The organism is Streptomyces sp. NPDC042100 (genome assembly GCF_055582325.1).
On the sequence record NZ_JBVJDK010000002.1, the window covers coordinates 153,348 to 172,913 of the forward strand.

Here is a 19,566-nt window from a genome sequence, read left to right on the forward strand (position 1 = left end):
GGCGGTCAACCGCCAGCGGCGCGGGCCGCGTTCAGGCGGTGGGGTGCTCGGCGTCGTACCGCCGGAAGCCCTTCCCGTACAGGGCGAGGAGGCCGATCGCGAGGACGCAGGCGAGGCCGCCGCCGGTGATGGCCACGGCCGGGGAGCTGAGGTCGGCGACGGACCCGGCGAGGAAGTCGCCGAGCCGGGGTCCGCCCGCGACGACCACGATGAACACCCCCTGGAGCCGCCCGCGCATCTCGTCCGGGGCGGCGACCTGCATCATCGTGTTACGGAAGATCATCGAGACGGTGTCGGAGTAGCCGGCGACGGCGAGCAGCAGCAGGCCGAGCCAGAGTTCGCGGGTGAGGCCGAAGGCGGCGATGGCGGTGCCCCAGGCCGCCACGGAGAGCAGGATCGCCTGCCCGTGGTGGCGGATCCGGCCCTGCCAGCCGGAGAGCACCCCGCCGAGCAGCGCGCCGAACGCCGGTGCGGCGACCAGGAGTCCGGTGGTGCGGGCGTCGCCGTCGTACCAGAGGACGGCGACGGCCGGGAAGAGCGCCCGGGGGTGGGCGAGGATCATCGCGCAGAAGTCGGAGAAGAAGGTCATGCGCAGGTTGGGGCGGGTGGCGAGGAAGCGCAGCCCGTCCAGGACGGAGGCCCGCTCGGTGCCCTCGCGGTCCGGCAGCATCGAGGGCAGCCGCCACATCGCGTACAGGGAGGCGGTGAAGGCGACGACGTCGATGGTGTACGCGGCCTGGTAGCCGGCCAGGCCGACGATGAGGCCGCCGAGGCTGGGTCCGACGAGCGTGCCGAAGGTCATCGTCATGGAGTTGAGCGCGTTGGCGGCGCGCAGCTGCTCGGCGGGGAGCAGCCGGGGGATCATCGAGCTGCGGGCGGGCGCGTTGAGCGCGGCGCACACGGCCTGGAGGGCGACGATCCCGTACAGGAACCAGACGGCGTGGAAGCCGGCGAAGGCCGCCGCGGCGAGGGCGGCGGAGAGCAGCGCGGAGCCGCCGGCCGAGGCGAGGCCGAGCTTGCGCCGGTCGACGGTGTCGGCGACGGCGCCGCCGTACAGGCCGAAGACGACGAGCGGGACGAGGGAGAAGAGCCCGACCAGGCCGACCGAGAACGGCGAGCGGGTGATGTCGTAGACCTGGAGGGAGATGGCGAGGGTCGTCATGCCCTGGCCGACCCAGGTGACGCTGTTGCCGAACCAGAGGCGGCGGTAGTGGACGGAGGTGCGCAGCGGGGTCAGGTCGGCGAAGACCCGGCGCTTCTCGGGCGCCTGCACGGCGCTCACGCGACGTCGAACCGGAGCTCGGGCCTGGCCCAGTGGATCCGGCCGCCGGGCGGGATGATGCCGGTGCGGCGGGCGCCGGTGCGGAGGTAGAACTCCTCGGCGGGCGGGTGGGCGACGACCCGGACGCCGTCGAGTCCGGCGGCGCGGGCCTGCTCCACCATGTGCCCGATCAGCAGCCGTCCGACGCCGAGGCCCTGGGCCTCGTCGACGACGAAGGCGAGGTCGAGTTCGGCCTCGTCGAGGAGCAGGGCGTAGAAGCCGAGCACCTTGCCGTGCGGGTCGACGGCGGCGTAGACGGGGTGGTGCTCGATGTAGGTGGCGCCGACGACGTAGCCGTCGACCATGGCGGCGTAGTCGCCCCGGTAGGCGCCGGACTTGCGGACGATCTGGGTGAGGCGCTTGGCGTCGTCCGCGGTGGCGCGTCTGAGGGTGATGTCGACCATGGAGGGAGTATAGGACCGAACACGTAAACCGATCCTTACATTTATGTGACGGATACACGGGCGGCCCGAGTGGGGCCCGGCACCCCACGCCGCCCGCGACCCGGGTCCTCTATCGCTCGTCCACGCACTCCGCGAGCCGGTCCGGGTCGACCGCGTCGAGGCGGGCGGCGAGCGCGTTCAGCCGCTCCCGCAGCCCGACGAGCTCGTCCAGCTCCAGGCCGGTGGCGGCGGCGATGCGGCGCGGCACGGCGAGGGCCCGCTCGCGCAGTGCGGCCCCCTCGGCGGTGAGCCGCACGGCGACGGAACGCTCGTCCTCGGGGCTGCGCCGGCGCTCGACGTGACCGGCCGCCTCCAGCCGCTTGAGCAGCGGGGACAGGGTCCCGGAGTCGAGCCGGAGCCGCTCCCCGATGCCCTTGACGGGCAGCTCGCCGTGCTCCCAGAGGACGAGCATCACCAGGTACTGGGGGTAGGTGAGCCCGAGCTCCTTGAGCGCGCCCCGGTAGACGCCGTTGAAGGCGCGGGTGGCGGCGTGCAGGGAGAAGCAGATCTGGTTGTCGAGCCGCAGGAAGTCCTCGGCGGCGGGTGCGTCGGCGGTGCGTCCGTCCATGGAGCCAGGATACGGGAGACGCCGATCACACGCGATTAAGTTGTGCACAACTGAATAGCGCGCTACAAATATGGAGGCAGCACACCGAAGCCCTGGACAGAACGGACGGGAACACCCATGGACGCGATCTACACCGCAGTCGCCACCGCCAACGGCCGCGAGGGCCGCGCCGTCAGCTCCGACGGCCACCTGGACCTCCCCCTCGCCCACCCGGCTGCCCTCGGCGGCAACGGTCAGGGCACCAACCCGGAGCAGCTCTTCGCCGCCGGCTACGCGGCCTGCTTCGCGAGCGCGATGGGCGTGGTGGCGCGCCAGGAGAAGATCGACATCGCGGATGCCTCCATCACCGCCGAGGTCTCGATCGGCAAGGACCCGGCGGACGGCGGCTTCGGGCTCGCGGTCGTGATGCGCGCGGAGTTCCCGGACCACCTGCAGGGCGAGGCGGGCGCGGCGCTCCTGGAGAAGACCCACGCGTTCTGCCCGTACTCGAAGGCGACGCGGGGCAACATCAAGGTCGAGCTGGTCGTCGAGTAGGACCGCGACGGCGCGGCGGCCGAGGCCCCGCACGCACCCCTGTGCGTAACTGAACGCCCCCTGTGCGCTTTTCGCGCATGGGGGGCGTTCGCGTATGGGGGTTCCTGTGGGGTCACGGGGGATTCGCCTGCCGTACGGCGGGCAGTCATGGGACGGCCGCCGGGCGGTGGCTCGGGGGCGCTCTCCTTGGGGCGCCCGTGAGCCGGCCCGCCGGCTCCGCGCCCGCACCCCCACCGCTCGCCCCCACCCCCGGAGGACATCGCCCCATGGCCGACCTCAACCGCCGCCGCTTCCTGCAACTCGCGGGCGGCACCGCCGCGTTCACCATGCTGTCGGACAGCATCGCCCGGGCCGCCGCCATCCCGGCGCAGGGCACGACCGGCACGATCCAGGACATCGAGCACATCGTGGTCCTGATGCAGGAGAATCGTTCCTTCGATCACTATTTCGGTGCGATGAAGGGCGTACGGGGCTTCGGCGACCCGCGCCCGGTGACGCTGCCCAGCGGCAAGTCGGTGTGGAACCAGTCGGACGGCAGCAAGGTGACCCTGCCGTTCCGGCCGACCAGCGACAAGCTGGGCATGGAGTACCTCCAGGGCCTCAACCACGACTGGCAGGGCGGCCAGAGCGCCTTCAACAAGGGCAAGTACGACAACTGGATCCCCGCCAAGACCAAGGCCACGATGGCCTACCTGACCCGCGAGGACATCCCGTTCCACTACGCGCTGGCGGACGCGTTCACGATCTGCGACGCGTACCACTGTTCGTTCATCGGGGCGACCGACCCGAACCGCTACTACATGTGGACGGGATACGTCGGCAACGACGGCACGGGCGGCGGCCCGGTCCTCAACAACGCCGAGGCGGGCTACGGCTGGACGACCTACCCGGAGCGCCTCCAGTCGGCCGGGGTCTCCTGGAAGATCTACCAGGACATCGGCGACGGCCTGAACGCGGCGGGCTCCTGGGGCTGGATCAACGACGCCTTCCGAGGCAACTACGGCGACAACTCCCTCCTCTACTTCAACACCTACCGCAACGCGCAGCCGGGCAACCCGCTCTACGACAAGGCCCGCACGGGCACCAACGCGAAGGCGGGCGAGGGCTACTTCGACAGGCTCCGCGCCGACGTGAAGGCGGGCACGCTCCCGCAGATCTCCTGGATCGCGGCCCCCGAGGCGTTCTCGGAGCACGCCAACTGGCCCTCGAACTACGGCGCCTGGTACGTGTCGCAGGTGCTGGACGCGCTGACCTCGAACCCGGACGTCTGGGCGAAGACGGCGCTGTTCATCACGTACGACGAGAACGACGGCTTCTTCGACCACGTGGTCCCGCCGTACGCGCCGGGCTCGACGGCACAGGGCCTCTCGACCACCGCCACCGCCCTCGACTACTTCGGCGGCAAGACGGGCTACGCGGCCGGCCCCTACGGCCTGGGCCCGCGCGTCCCGATGATCGTCGTCTCCCCCTGGTCCACCGGCGGCTACACCTGCTCGGAGACCTTCGACCACACGTCGGTGATCCGCTTCATGGAGACCCGCTTCGGCGTCCGCGAGCCCAACATCAGCCCGTGGCGCCGCGCGGTCTGCGGCGACCTGACGGCGGCGTTCGACTTCACCCGCACGCAGACGCAGCAGCCGTCCCTCCCGCCCACCGCCGCGTACTACCCGCCGGACAAGAACCGCCACTCCGACTTCCTGGCCACCGCCCCGGCGGTCGGCACGATGCCCCGCCAGGAGCCGGGCACGAAGCCCACCCGCCCCCTGAAGTACGCCCCGTACGTGGACGGCGCGGCGGACGTGTCGGCGGGCACGTACCGCCTGACCTTCAGCGGCGGCCCGTCGGCGGGCGCGCAGTTCTACGTGACGTCGGCGAACCGCACGGACGTCCCGTGGACGTACACGACGGAGGCGTCGAAGTCGATCTCGGACACCTGGAACACCAAGTACTCCAAGACCCTGACCGACCTCACCGTCCACGGCCCGAACGGCTTCCTCCGCCGCTTCCGCTCCCCCGGCAAGACGGCGGTCACGGAGGTCACGGCCCGCCACAACGGCACGACGGGCAACCTGGACCTCACCCTCACCAACCCGACCCCGACGGACACGACCCTGACCCTCGTCAACGCGTACGCGGGCGGGCCGCAGACGGTGACGGTCCCGAAGAACTCGACGGTCACCCGCACCCTGGACCTGACGGCGTCCGCCCGCTGGTACGACGTGACGATCACGACCCCGTCGAACACGGACTACCTCCGCCGCCTCGCGGGCCACGTGGAGACGGGCACGGCGGGCGTCTCGGACCCGGGGATCCTGACGTACTGATTCGGCTCGCCGGACACGCCGCCCGACCCCGTAGGGTGTCTCGCCGTGAGCGAATGGCAGATATCCGATGAGGCGGGCGGCGTGCTCGCCGCCCGCTGGTGGCAGTGGGCCCTGTCGGCGCCCGACGAGGTCAGCCCGGTGGCGGACGAGACCGGGGAGCACGCGGGCTGGCAGCAGCCGGAGGACCTGTGGTTCCTCGCCGGTACCTACGGCGGCCGCGTCGTGCGGCGCTGCGAACTCCCTGCGGGGCGGCGGGTGTTCTTCCCTGTGCTCAACATGCAGCACAGCAAGATGTTCTCGCGGAAGGCGATGAGCCTCGACGTCACGCGGGCGACGGCGCACCTCAACGGGGTTCCGCTTCCGCTGAAGGAGTTCGTCGCGCCCCCGTTCCGGGTGGGGCTGCGGATGCATCTGGCGTGGGGGCTGTGGGCGGGGCTCGCGCCGCTGGCTCCGGGGCAGTACGTGCTGGAGATCAGCGGCGAGACGGCGGAGGGCTTCCGGGTCGACACGACGTACCACCTGACCGCCGTCGGGGGCGGGTGAGGGGAGCTCCGGGGGCACGTCCGTACGTGCTTTCGGGGGATCTCGGCGTGTCGCTGCCGTGACGCGTGTCGCCGGGGGTGCACCGTGGACGCAGGGCTGGCAAAACCTTCCTGCGCCCACGGCAGTGGTGGGGCGGGTGGGACTCGAACCCACGGCCGACGGATTATGAGTCCGCTGCTCTAACCGGCTGAGCTACCGCCCCGAACACCACGGCGCGTACAAGTGTGCGCGCCGTCTGCCGCAGCATAGCCGCTCATACGATCTCCTGCTCCGGATGGTCGGCCATGCTCGATCTAGAGGACTCCGGGGCACTGCCGGTGGTTCCCGGGGAAACGAAAAAGGACCCCGAAGGGTCCTCTTCCGCTCTGCTCCCCCGACTGGACTCGAACCAGTAACCCTCCGGTTAACAGCCGAATGCTCTGCCAATTGAGCTACAGGGGATCGCGCTCCCCCGACTGGACTCGAACCAGTAACCTGCCGGTTAACAGCCGGCTGCTCTGCCAATTGAGCTACAGGGGATTGCTGCGTTGCGACGAACGGATCCACCACTGGCCTTGCCAGGCGGCGGTCGCTCGCTGCGAGACATAGATTAGCGCAAGCAGGGGGGTGCTCCGCCAATCGGTATCCCCAGGGCGCTCCAGGGAAGGGTCACAGCCGTGCGGTACAAGCTGATCTTCGTCGCGGGACTGGCCGTCGGGTTCGTGCTCGGGACCCGCGCCGGGCGCGAGCAGTACGAGCGGATGAAGAAGTCCGCGCAGGCCGTGGCGCAGAACCCGGCCGTGCGCAACGCCGCCGAGTCCGCCGCGCAGACCGGGCGCGAGGCCGCCGGGAAGGCGCTGCACGCCGTCGGCGACCAGGCGCAGAAGATCCGGTCGCGGCGGGAGCGGAACGGGCAGCTCTCCGCGTTCGATGAGGACGACTGGGGGACCAGCAACACCTGACCCCGGCAGGGCCCCGCATACGGCAGAATCATGTGTCATGGGGATAGTCGCCGGACTCGACAGCTCTTCGGATTCCACCCGCATCGTCGTCTGTGACGCCGACACGGGTGCCGTCCTGCGGCAGGGCCATGCCCCGCACCCCGTGGACCCCAAGGCACCCGACGTCGACCCGCAGGCCTGGCTGCTCTCGCTCGGCGAGGCCGCCACCGGCGGGCTGCTCGAAGGCGTCGAGGCCATCGGGGTCGCCGCGCAGCAGCACGGCCTCGTCCCGCTCGACCCGCAGGGCGCCCTGGTGCGGCCCGCGCTGGTCGGCAACGACAAGCGGGCGCAGGTCGCCGCCGCCGACCTGGTCGAGGCGCTCGGCGGCCGGTCCGCCTGGGCCGAGGCCGTCGGCGTCGTCCCGCACTCCGGGCTCCCGCTCGCCAAGCTGCGCTGGCTCGCCCGCACCGAGCCCGAGCACGCCCAGCGCGTCGCCATGCTGCTCCAGCCGCACGACTGGCTCGTCTGGCAGCTCCTCGGCCGCCCCGCCCGCCGCACCACCGACCGCGGCGCCGCCTCCGCCACCGGCTACTGGTCCGCCCGAGGCAACACCTACCGCCCCGACCTCGTCGAGCTGGCTCTCGGGCACCAGGCCGTGCTCCCCGAGGTGCTCGGCCCCGCCGAGGCGGCCGGCACCACGCCCGAGGGGCTGCTCATCTCCGCCGGCACCGGCGAGACCATGGCCGCCGCGCTCGGGCTCGGGCTCGGCGCCGGCGACGCCGTCGTCTCCCTCGGCGCCTCCGGCTCCGTCATGGCCGTCCACCACGAGGCGCTCAGCGACCCGGCCGGCGCCATCACCTCCTTCGCCGACGCCGCCGGGACGCACCTGCCGGTCGTGCACACCTCGAACGCCGTGCGCGCGCTGCGCGGCACCGCCGAGATGCTCGGCGCGGAATCGCTGGACGAGCTCTCGGCGCTCGCCCTCAAGTCCACCCCCGGCTCCTCCGGCCTCGTCCTGCTCCCCTACCTGGAGGGCGAGCGCACCCCGAGCCTGCCGCACACCGCCGGCACCCTCTCCGGGCTGCGCCGCGAGTCGATGAAGCCCGAGCACCTGGCCCGCGCCGCCTTCGAGGGGATGCTCTGCTCCCTCGCCGACGCCATGGACGTGCTGCGCGGCCGGGGCGTCGAGGTGCGCCGGGTGTTCCTGCTCGGCGCCGCCGCGGGGCTGCCCGCCGTGCAGGCCCTCGCGCCCGCGCTGTTCGGCGCGCAGGTCGTCGTCCCCCAGCCCGCCGACTACGCGGCGCTGGGCGCCGCCCGGCAGGCCGCCTGGGCGCTCGGGGTGTCCCGGGGCACGCTGTCCCCGGCCGCTCCCCCGGCCTGGCAGGGCGCCGCCGCCCAGGTCTTCGAGCCGGGCGAGGAGCTCGCCGTCGGGCAGGCCGTGCGGCAGCAGTACATCGCCACGAGGGAGCAGATCCACCCCGGGGCCTTCGGCGGGTGAGGGCGGGGCCCTGGGCCCGTCCGGGGCGGGACCTCTGGCCTCCGCTTCGTAAAGACTTGGCCAGGGCTGCCGTGGGGCCCGGAAACCGAGTCGTAACGCCGGACCGGTGCGGGCGATAGTAGAACCCGTGCTCATAAGACTCCTCCGAACCCACCTTCGGCCGTACCGAAAACCGATCGCCCTGCTCGTGGTGCTCCAGCTGCTGCAGACCAGCGCCACGCTCTACCTGCCGACCCTGAACGCCGACATCATCGACAACGGTGTCGTCAACGGGGACACCGGCTACATCCTGCGGTTCGGCGCGCTGATGATCGGCGTGTCCGTGATCCAGGTCGTCTGCAACATGGGGGCCGTCTACTTCGGTGCCCGCACGGCCTCCGCGCTCGGGCGGGACGTGCGCGCCGCCGTCTTCGACCGGGTGCAGTCCTTCTCCTCCCGCGAGGTCGGGCAGTTCGGCGCGCCCTCGCTGATCACCCGTACGACCAATGACGTGCAGCAGGTCCAGATGCTGGTCCTGATGGCGTTCACCCTGATGGTGTCCGCGCCGATCATGTGCGTCGGCGGCATCATCATGGCGCTCGGCCAGGACGTGCCGCTGTCGGCCGTGCTGCTCGCCGTGGTGCCGGTGCTCGGCATCGCCGTCTCGCTGATCGTGCGGAAGATGCGGCCGCTGTTCCGCACCATGCAGACCCGCCTCGACACCGTGAACCGGGTGCTGCGCGAGCAGATCACCGGCAACCGGGTCATCCGCGCCTTCGTGAAGGACGACTACGAGCGCGAGCGCTTCGCGGGCTCCAACGCCGAGCTGACCGAGGTGTCGATGTCGACGGGGCGCCTGATGGCGCTGATGTTCCCGACCGTGATGACGGTCGTGAACGTGTCGTCGATCGCCGTCGTCTGGTTCGGCGCGCACCGCATCGACAGCGGCGGGATGGAGATCGGCGCGCTGACCGCCTTCCTCGCGTATCTGATGCAGATCGTGATGGCGGTCATGATGGCCACCTTCATGTTCATGATGGTGCCGCGCGCCGAGGTGTGCGCCGAGCGCATCGAGGAGGTGCTCGGGACCGAGTCCAGTGTGGTGCCGCCGGCCGCGCCGGTGACGGAGCTGGGGCGGCGCGGGCACCTGGAGGTCAGGAGCGCGGACTTCCGGTACCCGGGCGCCGAGGAGTCGGTCCTCAAGGACGTCGGGCTGGTCGCCCGGCCGGGTGAGACCACCGCGATCATCGGCTCGACCGGCAGCGGCAAGTCGACGCTGCTGGGGCTGGTGCCCCGGCTGTTCGACGTGACCGGCGGCGAGGTCCTCGTCGACGGCGTGGACGTGCGCGAGCTGGACCCGAAGCTGATGGCGAAGACGGTCAGCCTGGTCCCGCAGAAGCCGTACCTGTTCTCCGGGACGGTCGCGACGAACCTGCGGTACGGGAAGCCGGACGCCACCGACGAGGAGCTCTGGCACGCGCTGGAGGTCGCCCAGGCGGCCGACTTCGTGCGGAAGCTGGAGGCGGGGCTGGACGCGCCGATCGCGCAGGGCGGCACGAACGTGTCCGGCGGGCAGCGGCAGCGGCTCGCGATCGCCCGCACGCTGGTGCAGCGGCCCGAGATCTATCTCTTCGACGATTCCTTCTCCGCGCTCGACTACGAGACGGACGCCCTGCTGCGGGCGGCGCTCTCCGAGGAGACCTCCGACGCGACGGTGGTCATCGTCGCCCAGCGGGTGTCGACCATCCGGGACGCCGACCGGATCGTGGTGCTCGACGAGGGCCGGGTCGTGGGCGCCGGACGGCACCACGAGCTGATGGCGGAGAACGAGACGTACCGGGAGATCGTGCTCTCCCAGCTGACCGAGGCGGAGGCAGCCTGATGGCCGGTCCACGTATGCCCATGGCCGGAGCGGGCCCCGACTCCAAGTCGATGGACTTCAAGGGCTCCGGCAAGCGGCTGCTCGCGCAGCTCGCGCCGGAGCGGAGCTCGCTCTGGGTGATGCTGGTCGCCGGCGTGCTGTCGGTGGCGGCCTCGGTGGTCGGGCCGAAGATCCTCGGCAAGGCGACCGACCTGATCTTCGCGGGCGTGGTCGGGCGGCAGATGCCCGAGGGCGCCACGAAGCAGCAGGCCCTGGACGCGCTGCGCGCGAAGGGCGACTCCGGGATGGCGGACATGCTGGGCGGGGTGGACTTCACGCCCGGCCACGGCATCGACTTCACGGCGGTCGGCGAGGTGCTCGGCATCACGCTGGGCGTGTACATGCTGGCCGGCCTGCTGATGCTGGTCTCGACCCGCATGTCGATCAAGGTGATCAACCGGACCGTGTACCGGATGCGCGAGGACGTGCAGACGAAGCTGGCGCGGCTGCCGCTGTCGTACTTCGACAAGGCCAAGCGCGGTGAGGTGCTGTCCCGGGCGACCAACGACATCGACAACATCTCGCAGACGCTCCAGCAGTCGATGGGCCAGCTGATCAACTCGCTGCTGACCATCGTGGGCGTGCTCGTGATGATGTTCTGGATCTCGCCGCTGCTCGCCCTGGTGGCGCTGGTGACGGTGCCGGTCTCGGTGGTGGTCGCCACGAAGATCGGCAAGCGTTCGCAGCCGCACTTCGTGCAGCAGTGGAAGTCCACGGGCAAGCTCAACGCCCATGTCGAGGAGATGTACACCGGCCACACGCTGGTGAAGGTCTTCGGCCGGCAGGAGGAGTCCGGGAAGGACTTCCACGAGCAGAACGAGGCGCTGTACGAGGCCGGGTTCAAGGCGCAGTTCAACAGCGGCGTGATGCAGCCGGTGATGCTGTTCGTGTCGAACCTGAACTACGTCCTGGTGGCCGTGGTCGGCGGTCTGCGGGTGGCCAGCGGCAGCCTGTCCATCGGCGACGTGCAGGCCTTCATCCAGTACTCCCGGCAGTTCTCGATGCCGCTGACCCAGGTCGCCTCGATGGCGAACCTGGTGCAGTCCGGGGTCGCCTCGGCCGAGCGGATCTTCGAACTGCTCGACGCCGAGGAGCAGGCGCCGGACGCGCCGGTCACCGACAAGCCGGTGGACCTCAAGGGCAAGGTCGCGCTGGAGGGCGTGTCCTTCCGCTACGAGGCCGACAAGCCGCTCATCGAGGACCTGTCGCTCGCGGTGGATCCGGGCCAGACGGTCGCGATCGTCGGCCCGACGGGCGCCGGCAAGACGACGCTGGTGAACCTGCTGATGCGGTTCTACGAGGTGACCGGCGGCCGGATCACCCTCGACGGCGTCGACATCGCGAAGATGTCCCGCGAGGACCTGCGGGCCGGGATCGGCATGGTCCTCCAGGACACCTGGCTCTTCGGCGGCACCATCGCCGAGAACATCGCGTACGGCACCACGCGCGAGGTGAGCCGGGCGGAGATCGAGGAGGCGGCGAAGGCGGCCCACGCGGACCGCTTCATCCGCACCCTGCCCCAGGGCTACGACACCGTCATCGACGACGACGGGGCTGGTGTCAGCGCCGGCGAGAAGCAGCTGATCACCATCGCGCGGGCGTTCCTGTCCGACCCGGTGATCCTGGTCCTCGACGAGGCGACCAGCTCGGTCGACACCCGTACCGAGGTGCTGATCCAGAAGGCGATGGCGCGCCTCGCCCACGGGCGGACCAGCTTCGTGATCGCGCACCGGCTCTCCACCATCCGGGACGCGGACGTGATCCTGGTGATGGAGAACGGCTCGATCGTGGAGCAGGGCACGCACGAGGAGCTGCTGGCCTCGGGCGGCGCCTACGCGCGCCTGTACGCGGCGCAGTTCGCGCAGGCGGTCGCCGAGGTCGACTGACGGACCGGGCCGCCGGTCACGGTCAGTCGAGGTAGCCGCGCAGCTGGTCGGCGTAGGCATGGTCCCGCAGCTTGTTGAGGGTCTTGGACTCGATCTGGCGGATGCGTTCGCGCGTCACGCCGAAGAGCCGTCCGATCTCCTCCAGGGTGCGGGGCCTGCCGTCGTCGAGGCCGTAGCGCAGCTGGACGACCTTGCGTTCGCGTTCGCCGAGGGTGGAGAGCACCGCCTCCAGGTGTTCGCGCAGCAGCAGGAAGGCTGCGGACTCGACGGGGGACGCGGCGTCGCCGTCCTCGATGAGGTCGCCGAGGGCGACGTCCTCCTCCTCGCCGACGGGGGCGTGCAGCGAGACGGGCTCCTGGGCGAGCCGCAGCACCTCGCCGACCCGTTCGGGCGCGAGGTCGAGCTGGGCGGCGACCTCCTCGGCGGTGGGCTCGTAGCCGCGCTCCTGGAGCATCCGGCGCTGGACCCGGACGACCCGGTTGATCAGCTCGACGACGTGCACCGGGACGCGGATGGTGCGGGCCTGGTCGGCGAGAGCGCGGGACATGGCCTGGCGGATCCACCAGGTCGCGTACGTGGAGAACTTGTAGCCGCGCGCGTAGTCGAACTTCTCGACGGCGCGGATCAGGCCCAGATTGCCCTCCTGGACCAGGTCGAGCATGGTCAGGCCCCGGCCGACGTACCGCTTGGCGACGGAGACGACGAGGCGCAGATTGGCCTCGATGAGGCGGCGCTTGGCGATCCGGCCGAGCACCACGAGCCGGTCCAGGTCGAGCGCCAGCCGGGTGTCCAGGTCGGGGGTGCGGGCCAGCTTCTCCTCGGCGAAGAGTCCGGCCTCGACCCGGCGGGCGAGCTCCACCTCCTCCTCGGCGGTGAGCAGCGGTACCCGGCCTATCTCGCGCAGGTACTGCCGGAAGAGGTCGGAGGAGGGGCTGCCGGCGCCTGGGTCGGCGCGGCGGCGCCGCTGGGGCGGGGCCGCGTGCTCGCGTTCGACGGCGCCGAGTTCGGCCGGGGTGGGGTCCTGGGACACGGTGACGGTCTGGGTCTGCACGGGGGGCGACCTCCAGGGTGGGTGATCGCTGCCGGTTCGGGGGCGTGACGGCAGCGGGACTGCACCGTCACCCAGTGTGCGGTACGACACATCGCCGCCACGAGGGGCGTGCGGTGACTTTTTGAGTCCGGGCCGTGACCGACCGTGCGTCAGAGGGCGGCGGCGCCCTGGTTGCGCAGGGACTGTCCGTACTGGGTGAGGACCCACAGCTCGTTCTGCACGGCCGCGATCCTGGCGGGGTCGCCCTGGGCGCCGAGCCGGGCCAGGGTGCCCTGGACGTCGCGGATGCGCCGGTCGACGGCGCGCAGCCGGACGGTGACGAGCTGGTCGCCGGCGTAGGCCTCGTCGACGGTCCTGGCGAAGATCGTCTCGACGGCGAGTTCGGTGACGAGGGCGCGGACGGTGTCGTCGGGGGCGGCCTCGCGGACCGCGTCGAGGTAGTCGGAGGGGGCGTCGGTGGCGCCGCCCGCGTCCTGGACGCACTGGCGGACGGCCGCGTAGGGCGGGGCGGTGAACTCGTCGATCCCGTAGGCGTCGAAGGCCGGGGAGACCAGCTCGGGGCGCTGGAGGGCGAGCTTGAGCAGTTCGCGCTCGGTGCGGTGGGCGGGGCTGCGCAGGTTGAGCGCGGGCCCGGCGGGGGCGACGGGGGCCTGGACCTCGCCGTAGGTGCGCTGCCCTCGGGCGCCGCCCCGGCCGGCCGCCTGGTCGGTGCCCTTGCCGCCGCCGCGCTGCCAGCGGGCGATCTGGGCGACCCGGCGGACGACGAACTGGGTGTCGAGGATGCCGAGCATCCCGGCGAGCTGGACGGCGACCTCGTGCTGGGAGGCGATGTTCTTGATCCGGGCGACGATCGGGGCGGCCTCGTCGAGGGCGGCGGCCCGGCCGGAGGGGATCTCCAGGTCGTAGCGGCTCACGATCTGGCGGAGGGCGAACTCGAAGAGCGGGGTGCGCGGCTCGGCGAGGTCGCGGACGGCGTCGTCGCCCTTGGCGAGGCGCAGGTCGCAGGGGTCCATGCCGTCGGGGGCGATGGCGATGTACGTCTCGGCGGCGAACTTCTGGTCGTCCTCGAAGGCGCGCAGGGCGGCCTTCTGGCCGGCGGCGTCGCCGTCGAAGGTGAAGATGACGCGGGCCGAGCCGTTGTCCATCAGAAGCCGGCGGAGGATCTTGATGTGGTCGCCGCCGAAGGCGGTGCCGCAGGTGGCGATGGCGGTGGTGACGCCGGCCAGGTGGCAGGCCATGACGTCGGTGTAGCCCTCGACGACGACGGCTCGGCTGACCTTGGCGATGTCCTTCTTGGCCAGGTCGATGCCGTAGAGCACCTGGGACTTCTTGTAGATCGGCGTCTCGGGCGTGTTGAGGTACTTGGGCCCGTTGTCGTCGTCGCGGAGCCTGCGGGCGCCGAAGCCGACGACGTCGCCGCCGACGTCCTTGATCGGCCACATGAGCCGGCCCCGGAAGCGGTCGATGGGGCCGCGGCGGCCGTCCTGGGAGAGGCCGGAGGTGATCAGCTCGCGGTCGGTGAAGCCCTTGCCGCGCAGGTAGCGGGTGAGGTGGTCCCAGCCGGCCGGGGAGTAGCCGACGCCGAAGTGCTCGGCGGCGGCCTGGTCGAAGCCGCGCTCGGCGAGGAAGCGGCGTCCGATCTCGGCCTCGGCGGAGCCGAGTTGCTCGGCGTAGTACCGGGCGGCGGCCTGGTGGGCCTCGACCAGGCGGGTGCGTTCGCCGCGCTGGTGGCCGGGGTTGTAGCCGCCCTCCTCGTAGCGCAGGGTGATGCCCGCCTTGGCGGCGAGGCGCTCGACCGTCTCCGAGAAGGAGAGGTGGTCGATCTTCATCACGAAGGCGATGGTGTCGCCGCCCTCCTGGCAGCCGAAGCAGTGGAAGAGTCCCTTGCTCGGGCTGACCTGGAAGGAGGGCGACTTCTCGTCGTGGAAGGGGCACAGGCCCTTCAGGTTCCCGCCGCCGGCGTTGCGCAGCTGGAGGTACTCGGACACGACGGCGTCGATCGGGACCGCGTCCCGTACCGCCTTCACGTCGTCATCGTTGATCCTGCCTGCCACGCGTGAATTCTACGGGGACGGCTCAGCCGATCAGGCTCGCCAGGGGCACCGAGGGGTCGGCGAGAACGTCGGGGTCCACGGCGGCACGGGAGCGGATCAGGCTCTGGACGGTCTCTGTGACGTCCCACACATTCACGTTCATCCCGGCGAGGACCCGTCCCTCCTTCAGCCAGAAGGCGATGAACTCCCGCTTGCCGACGTCGCCGCGGAGCACGACCTGGTCGTACGCGCCGGGCGGCGCCCAGCCCGAGTACTCCAGGCCGACGTCGTACTGGTCGGAGAAGAAGTAGGGGACGCGGTCGTAGGAGACGGGCTGTCCGAGCATGGCGCGGGCGGCGGCGGGGCCGCCGTTGAGGGCGTTGGCCCAGTGCTCCACGCGGAGCCGGGTATGCAGCGACGGGTGGTGGGCGGCGGCGACGTCGCCCGCGGCGAAGATGTCGGGGTCCGAGGTGCGCAGCGCGTCGTCGACGGCGATGCCGCCGCCGTCGGCGCGGTCGACGAGGGCGAGCCCGGCGTTCTCGGCGAGGACGGTGCGCGGGGCGGCGCCGACGGCGGCGAGCACGTCGTGGGCGGGGTGCTCCTCGCCGTCGTCGGTGCGGACGGCGAGGACCATGCCGTCCTGGCCGGTGATCTCGGTGATCTTGGCGCCGAAGTGGAAGCGGACGCCGTGGTCGGCGTGCAGGTCGGCGAAGAGCTGGCCGAGCTCGGGGCCGAGGACGTGGTGCAGCGGGGTGGCGGCGGGCTCGATGACGGTGACCTCGGCGCCGTACTCGCGGGCGGCGGCGGCGACCTCCAGGCCGATCCAGCCGGCGCCGGCGATCACCAGGTGCCCGTTGTCCCGGCCGAGGGCGGCGAGGACGTGGCGCAGCCGGTCGGCGTGGGCGAGGCGGCGCAGGTGGTGCACGCCGGCCAGGCCGGTGCCGGGGACGTCGAGGCGGCGCGGCTCGGAGCCGGTGGCGAGGAGCAGCTTGTCGTAGCGGATCACGGTGCCGTCGCCGAGGCGGACCGTGCGGGCCTCGCGGTCGATGGAGACGACCGTCTGGCCGAGGTGGAGCTCGATGTCGGCCTGCGCGTACCAGGCGGGCTCGTGGACGAAGACGGAGTCGCGGTCCTCCTTGCCGAGGAGGTAGCCCTTGGAGAGGGGCGGGCGTTCGTAGGGGTGGTCGCGTTCGTCGCCGATGAGGATCACCCGGCCGGTGAACCCCTCGGCGCGCAGCGTCTCCGCGGCCTTGGCTCCGGCGAGCCCTCCGCCGACGATGACGAAGGTCTGATCTGCGTCGACCACGTTCATTCCTCCTGTTTGCGACCGGTTCACTACGCTACGCCCCTGCCCGGCGCGGGCCGTCCGCCTCGGGGCCTGGATGCGAGGGTCCCGCACGAGCGAGGGGCACCGAAAGGGGGCGAACGGCCCTTACCCGCGCTGGGCGCGGAAGCTCGCGTGGAGGCTGCGGGCGGAGGCGTCGGTGAGGGAGGCGATCTGATCGACGATCACCCGCTTGCGGGAACGGTCGTCTTCCGCGCTGACGTACAGGGCGCGGAACTGGGGGTCGAGCCCCTCGGGGGCGCGGGCGGTGAGCGCGTCGGCGAGCTCGGCGAGGACGATCCGCTGGTCGGCGCGGAGGGCCTCCTGCTCGGCGCGCTGCATCACGTACCGGTCGGCGACGGCCTTGAGGACGGCGCATTCGTTGCGGGTCTCGCGGGGGACGACGAGCTCGGCGCCGTAGCGGGTGAGGCGGCCGGAGCCGAAGGCCTGCCGGGTGGCGCCCTCGGCGGCGAGGCAGAAGCGTCCGATGAGCTGGCTGGTGGCGTCCTTGAGGCGGGCCTGGGCGACGGCCGAGCCGTCGTAGCCGTGCGGCCACCAGTCCTGGTCGACGAGGCGGTCGAGGGCGTCGGCGAGCTCCTGCGGGTCGGTGTCCTCGGGTACGTAGCGGCCGAGGGCGACGGTCCAGATGTCGGCGCGCTCGGGCTCGGAGAGCAGCATGCCGGGGTCGATGTGGCCGGCGTGCAGGCCGTCCTCGAAGTCGTGCACCGAGTAGGCCACGTCGTCGGACCAGTCCATCACCTGGGCCTCGAAGCACTTGCGGTGGGCGGGGGCGCCGGCCCGGATCCAGGCGAAGACCGGCAGGTCGTCCTCGTACACGCCGAACTTGGGCGAGCCGGGGTCGGTGGGGTGCCCGCCCCGGCCCCAGGGGTACTTGGTGGCGGCGTCGAGGGCGGCGCGGGTGAGGTTGAGCCCGACGCTGACCTGGGCGCCGGTGGCGGGGTCGGTGACGAAGCGCTTGGGCTCGATGCGGGTGAGCAGGCGCAGCGACTGGGCGTTGCCCTCGAAGCCGCCGCAGTCCTTGGCGAAGTCGTTGAGCGCCTGCTCCCCGTTGTGCCCGAAGGGCGGGTGGCCCATGTCGTGGGCGAGGCAGGCGGCTTCGACGAGGTCGGGGTCGCAGCCGAGGGCCGCGCCGAGCTCCCGGCCGACCTGGGCGCACTCCAGGGAGTGGGTGAGCCGGGTCCGGGGGCTGGCGTCCCAGGCGTGGCTGAGCGTGCCGGGGGTGACGACCTGGGTCTTGCCGGCGAGCCGGCGCAGCGCGGCGGAGTGCAGGACCCGGGCCCGGTCGCGCTGGAAGGCGGTGCGCCCGGGCCGCTTGTCGGGCTCGGCGGCCCAGCGCGCGGTGGCGTCGGCGTCGTAGCCGGGGGTGCTGTCGGCGCCGGGGGTACCGGGGGTGCCGGGGGTGCCGTCGAAGCCGTTGATGCCGTCGGTGCCGTTGATGTCGTCAGTGCCGCCGGTGCCGCCGGTGCCGTTGATGTCGCTGATGCCCTTGGTGTCTCCGATGCCTTCCATGCCCCGACGGTAGCCGCCGGGACGGACAACCGGGACCAAGCGGCGGAGAGTTCCCGGCGGGGCCGGGCCCGGGAGCCCGGGGCCGGGCTACGCCGCCAGCCAGATCCGCAGCACGCCCAGCTCCGCGAAGCCCGCCGCCTTCGCGTCCGTCAGGGCGTCGCCCGACTCGTAGCCGACGACCGGGAGGCCGGGGGCGGCGTGGGCGAGGGCGCCGGACCAGGCGTGGGCGGCGGGGACGTCGGCGACGGTGAAGAGGTTGGAGACGCCGGTGACGCCGGCCGACTCGGTGAGGACGGCGCCGCCGAGGACCCGGCCGGCGGGGTCGTAGGCCCCGACGACGGTCGTGGCCGGGTCGGCGAGCAGCTCCGGCCGGAAGAGCGCGGCCTCCTCCGCGTCGCCGTCGCTCCAGGCGAGCGCCCAGGCGGCGAGGGCGTCCGGGGTGCGGACGGGCCGGTGGCCGGCGGTGACGGGGAGCTCGGGGGCGCCGGCGGGGCGGTGGATCCAGTGCGCGTCGAAGAGGGGCCGGAAGCCGGGGCCGAGGTCCAGGCGCGCGTAGCTGTCCTTGACCGAGGCGCCGGGCGCGCCGAGGTCGATCGCGGCGAGCACGTCGGCGGGCGTGGCGTCCGCGTCGAGGGTGACGGCGTCCGGGTAGTAGAGCGGGGTGCGGCGCGGGCTGGTCCAGGCGCGGGTGCCGAAGGCGCCGGTCAGTCCGTGGGCGCGGCACATCGTGTCGCACCAGTCGGCGTTGTTGCGGACGGCGGCCGCGAGGAGGGTGGAGTCGTTGATCACCAGCGGATGATAGGGAGTTTCCCTCTTTCCCTCTCCCCTTTTTTCGTTCCGCATAACGGAATACCTTTTCCGCCATGATGCTGTCCCCTGCCCCGCTCGCCCGGCGCGTCACCGCCGAGTTCGCCGGTACCGCCGCCCTCCTCGCCGTCATCGTCGGCTCCGGCATCCGCGCCGACTCCCTCAGCCAGGACCTCGGCGTCCGGCTGCTCGCCAACGCCCTCGCCTCCGCCGTCGGCCTCGGCCTGCTCATCGCCCTCCTCGGCCCCGTGTCCGGCGCCCACTTCAACCCCGTCGTCACCCTCTCCGAGTGGTGGCCGAACCGCCGCGAGGGCGGCGCCGCCGAGGTCGCCTGCTACCTCGGCGCCCAGTTCGCCGGCGCCGTCGCGGGCGCCCTGCTCGCCGAGGCGATGTTCGGCCGCGCACCCGGCACCCTCGCCACCGAACGGCGCTCCGAGACCCATCTGCTGATCGGCGAGGCCGTCGCCACCGCCGGGCTCGTCCTCGTCGTCCAGGGACTGCGCCGCATCGGCCGCTCCTCGCTCGCCCCGGTCGCCGTCGCCGGCTACGTCGGCGCCGCGATCTGGGCCACCTCCTCCGGCTCCTTCGCCAACCCCGCCGCCACCGTCGGCCGCGCCTTCTCCGACTCCTTCACCGGCATCGCCCCCGGCTCCGTCGCCGCCTTCGCCGCCGCCCAGTCGCTCGGGATGGTGCTCGGCATGGGCCTGGCCGTCCTGATCTACGGACGCGGACGGCCGCGGACCGGGCCGTCCGGACCGGGTGCCGACCCGGGGGCCACTCCGGGGGCCACTCCGGTCTCCGGCCCGGTCTCCGGTCAGGTGCCCGGCCCCGCGAGTGAACCGAACGCCGCTCCCACGCGTCGGAGCAGGTGACCGACCCGCACC

16 protein-coding genes and 3 tRNA genes are annotated in these 19,566 nt (G+C 72.2%); 8 read left to right on the forward strand and 11 right to left on the reverse strand.

Going from position 1 to position 19,566, the window contains the following annotated elements; translation table 11 throughout:
• Window positions 1–31 precede the first annotated feature (31 nt).
• From ACZ6J5_RS04910 to ACZ6J5_RS04920, 3 genes are all read right to left on the reverse strand, one after another.
• Window positions 32–1,282 carry an MFS transporter gene (locus tag ACZ6J5_RS04910; protein WP_469387679.1) on the reverse strand — a complete coding sequence of 417 codons (1,251 nt, stop codon included), beginning with the start codon at window positions 1,280–1,282 and terminating at the stop codon, window positions 32–34.
• Complete coding sequence (locus ACZ6J5_RS04915) at window positions 1,279–1,725, reverse strand: GNAT family N-acetyltransferase (RefSeq protein ID WP_469387681.1); 447 nt, start codon at window positions 1,723–1,725, stop codon at window positions 1,279–1,281. Before ACZ6J5_RS04915 ends, ACZ6J5_RS04910 begins: the two co-directional genes overlap by 4 nt.
• A 109-nt stretch (window positions 1,726–1,834) precedes the next feature.
• Entirely contained in the window at window positions 1,835–2,332 is a 498-nt protein-coding gene (locus ACZ6J5_RS04920; protein ID WP_469387683.1) for a MarR family winged helix-turn-helix transcriptional regulator, read from the reverse strand.
• Window positions 2,333–2,449: 117 nt separating this feature from the next.
• On the opposite strand from ACZ6J5_RS04920, the gene ACZ6J5_RS04925 reads away from it, so the two are divergent.
• From ACZ6J5_RS04925 to ACZ6J5_RS04935, 3 genes are all read left to right on the forward strand, one after another.
• The gene (locus ACZ6J5_RS04925; RefSeq protein WP_469387685.1) at window positions 2,450–2,866 is read left to right on the forward strand and encodes an organic hydroperoxide resistance protein; all 417 of its coding nucleotides are present in this window, start codon (window positions 2,450–2,452) and stop codon (window positions 2,864–2,866) included.
• A gap of 266 nt (window positions 2,867–3,132) precedes the next feature.
• Entirely contained in the window at window positions 3,133–5,190 is a 2,058-nt protein-coding gene (locus ACZ6J5_RS04930; protein WP_469387687.1) for a phosphocholine-specific phospholipase C, read from the forward strand.
• A gap of 45 nt (window positions 5,191–5,235) precedes the next feature.
• Window positions 5,236–5,733 (forward strand): hypothetical protein, encoded by a 498-nt coding sequence (locus tag ACZ6J5_RS04935; RefSeq protein ID WP_469387689.1) that lies wholly within the window; start codon window positions 5,236–5,238, stop codon window positions 5,731–5,733.
• Between the two features lie 125 nt (window positions 5,734–5,858).
• Here the strand turns inward: ACZ6J5_RS04935 and ACZ6J5_RS04940 are convergent.
• From ACZ6J5_RS04940 to ACZ6J5_RS04950, 3 genes are all read right to left on the reverse strand, one after another.
• A tRNA-Ile gene (locus ACZ6J5_RS04940) sits at window positions 5,859–5,935 on the reverse strand.
• Between the two features lie 166 nt (window positions 5,936–6,101).
• A tRNA-Asn gene (locus ACZ6J5_RS04945) sits at window positions 6,102–6,174 on the reverse strand.
• A gap of 5 nt (window positions 6,175–6,179) precedes the next feature.
• Window positions 6,180–6,252, reverse strand: a tRNA-Asn gene (locus tag ACZ6J5_RS04950).
• Between the two features lie 137 nt (window positions 6,253–6,389).
• Here ACZ6J5_RS04950 and ACZ6J5_RS04955 point away from each other — a divergent pair.
• From ACZ6J5_RS04955 to ACZ6J5_RS04970, 4 genes are all read left to right on the forward strand, one after another.
• On the forward strand, window positions 6,390–6,674 hold the full coding sequence (locus ACZ6J5_RS04955) for a YtxH domain-containing protein (RefSeq protein ID WP_469387691.1): 285 nt from the start codon (window positions 6,390–6,392) through the stop codon (window positions 6,672–6,674).
• Between the two features lie 37 nt (window positions 6,675–6,711).
• Complete coding sequence (locus ACZ6J5_RS04960) at window positions 6,712–8,151, forward strand: FGGY family carbohydrate kinase (RefSeq protein ID WP_469387693.1); 1,440 nt, start codon at window positions 6,712–6,714, stop codon at window positions 8,149–8,151.
• Between the two features lie 127 nt (window positions 8,152–8,278).
• A complete protein-coding gene (locus tag ACZ6J5_RS04965) occupies window positions 8,279–10,012 on the forward strand; it encodes an ABC transporter ATP-binding protein (protein ID WP_469387695.1) in 1,734 nt (577 codons plus the stop codon).
• The gene (locus tag ACZ6J5_RS04970) at window positions 10,012–11,937 is read left to right on the forward strand and encodes an ABC transporter ATP-binding protein (RefSeq protein WP_469387696.1); all 1,926 of its coding nucleotides are present in this window, start codon (window positions 10,012–10,014) and stop codon (window positions 11,935–11,937) included. The genes ACZ6J5_RS04965 and ACZ6J5_RS04970 overlap by 1 nt, the downstream gene beginning before the upstream one ends.
• Before the next feature lie 22 nt (window positions 11,938–11,959).
• On the opposite strand, the gene ACZ6J5_RS04975 is transcribed toward ACZ6J5_RS04970, so the two are convergent.
• The 5 genes from ACZ6J5_RS04975 to ACZ6J5_RS04995 form a co-directional block, all read right to left on the reverse strand.
• The gene (locus ACZ6J5_RS04975; RefSeq protein ID WP_469388649.1) at window positions 11,960–13,042 is read right to left on the reverse strand and encodes an RNA polymerase sigma factor; all 1,083 of its coding nucleotides are present in this window, start codon (window positions 13,040–13,042) and stop codon (window positions 11,960–11,962) included.
• A 95-nt stretch (window positions 13,043–13,137) separates the two neighbouring features.
• Complete coding sequence (dnaG, locus tag ACZ6J5_RS04980; RefSeq protein ID WP_469387698.1) at window positions 13,138–15,042, reverse strand: DNA primase; 1,905 nt, start codon at window positions 15,040–15,042, stop codon at window positions 13,138–13,140.
• Window positions 15,043–15,064: 22 nt separating this feature from the next.
• Window positions 15,065–16,327: an NAD(P)/FAD-dependent oxidoreductase gene (locus tag ACZ6J5_RS04985; RefSeq protein ID WP_469387701.1), complete on the reverse strand. Its 1,263-nt coding sequence runs from the start codon at window positions 16,325–16,327 to the stop codon at window positions 15,065–15,067.
• Window positions 16,328–16,453: 126 nt separating this feature from the next.
• Window positions 16,454–17,785, reverse strand: coding sequence for a deoxyguanosinetriphosphate triphosphohydrolase (locus ACZ6J5_RS04990; protein WP_469388650.1), 1,332 nt, complete (start codon window positions 17,783–17,785; stop codon window positions 16,454–16,456).
• A gap of 177 nt (window positions 17,786–17,962) precedes the next feature.
• On the reverse strand, window positions 17,963–18,664 hold the full coding sequence (locus tag ACZ6J5_RS04995; protein WP_469387703.1) for a hypothetical protein: 702 nt from the start codon (window positions 18,662–18,664) through the stop codon (window positions 17,963–17,965).
• A 74-nt stretch (window positions 18,665–18,738) separates the two neighbouring features.
• Between ACZ6J5_RS04995 and ACZ6J5_RS05000 the strand changes: the two genes are divergently transcribed.
• The gene (locus ACZ6J5_RS05000; RefSeq protein ID WP_469387705.1) at window positions 18,739–19,554 is read left to right on the forward strand and encodes an aquaporin; all 816 of its coding nucleotides are present in this window, start codon (window positions 18,739–18,741) and stop codon (window positions 19,552–19,554) included.
• Window positions 19,555–19,566 lie beyond the last annotated feature (12 nt).

Coding starts and splice junctions, on each gene's coding strand:
- ACZ6J5_RS04970 (WP_469387696.1), top strand. CDS start 10,012: ATGGCCGGTCCACGTATGCCCATGGCCGGAGCGGGCCCCGACTCCAAG.
- ACZ6J5_RS04915 (WP_469387681.1), bottom strand. CDS start 1,725: ATGGTCGACATCACCCTCAGACGCGCCACCGCGGACGACGCCAAGCGC.
- ACZ6J5_RS04960 (WP_469387693.1), top strand. CDS start 6,712: ATGGGGATAGTCGCCGGACTCGACAGCTCTTCGGATTCCACCCGCATC.
- ACZ6J5_RS04920 (WP_469387683.1), bottom strand. CDS start 2,332: ATGGACGGACGCACCGCCGACGCACCCGCCGCCGAGGACTTCCTGCGG.
- ACZ6J5_RS05000 (WP_469387705.1), top strand. CDS start 18,739: ATGATGCTGTCCCCTGCCCCGCTCGCCCGGCGCGTCACCGCCGAGTTC.
- ACZ6J5_RS04930 (WP_469387687.1), top strand. CDS start 3,133: ATGGCCGACCTCAACCGCCGCCGCTTCCTGCAACTCGCGGGCGGCACC.
- ACZ6J5_RS04925 (WP_469387685.1), top strand. CDS start 2,450: ATGGACGCGATCTACACCGCAGTCGCCACCGCCAACGGCCGCGAGGGC.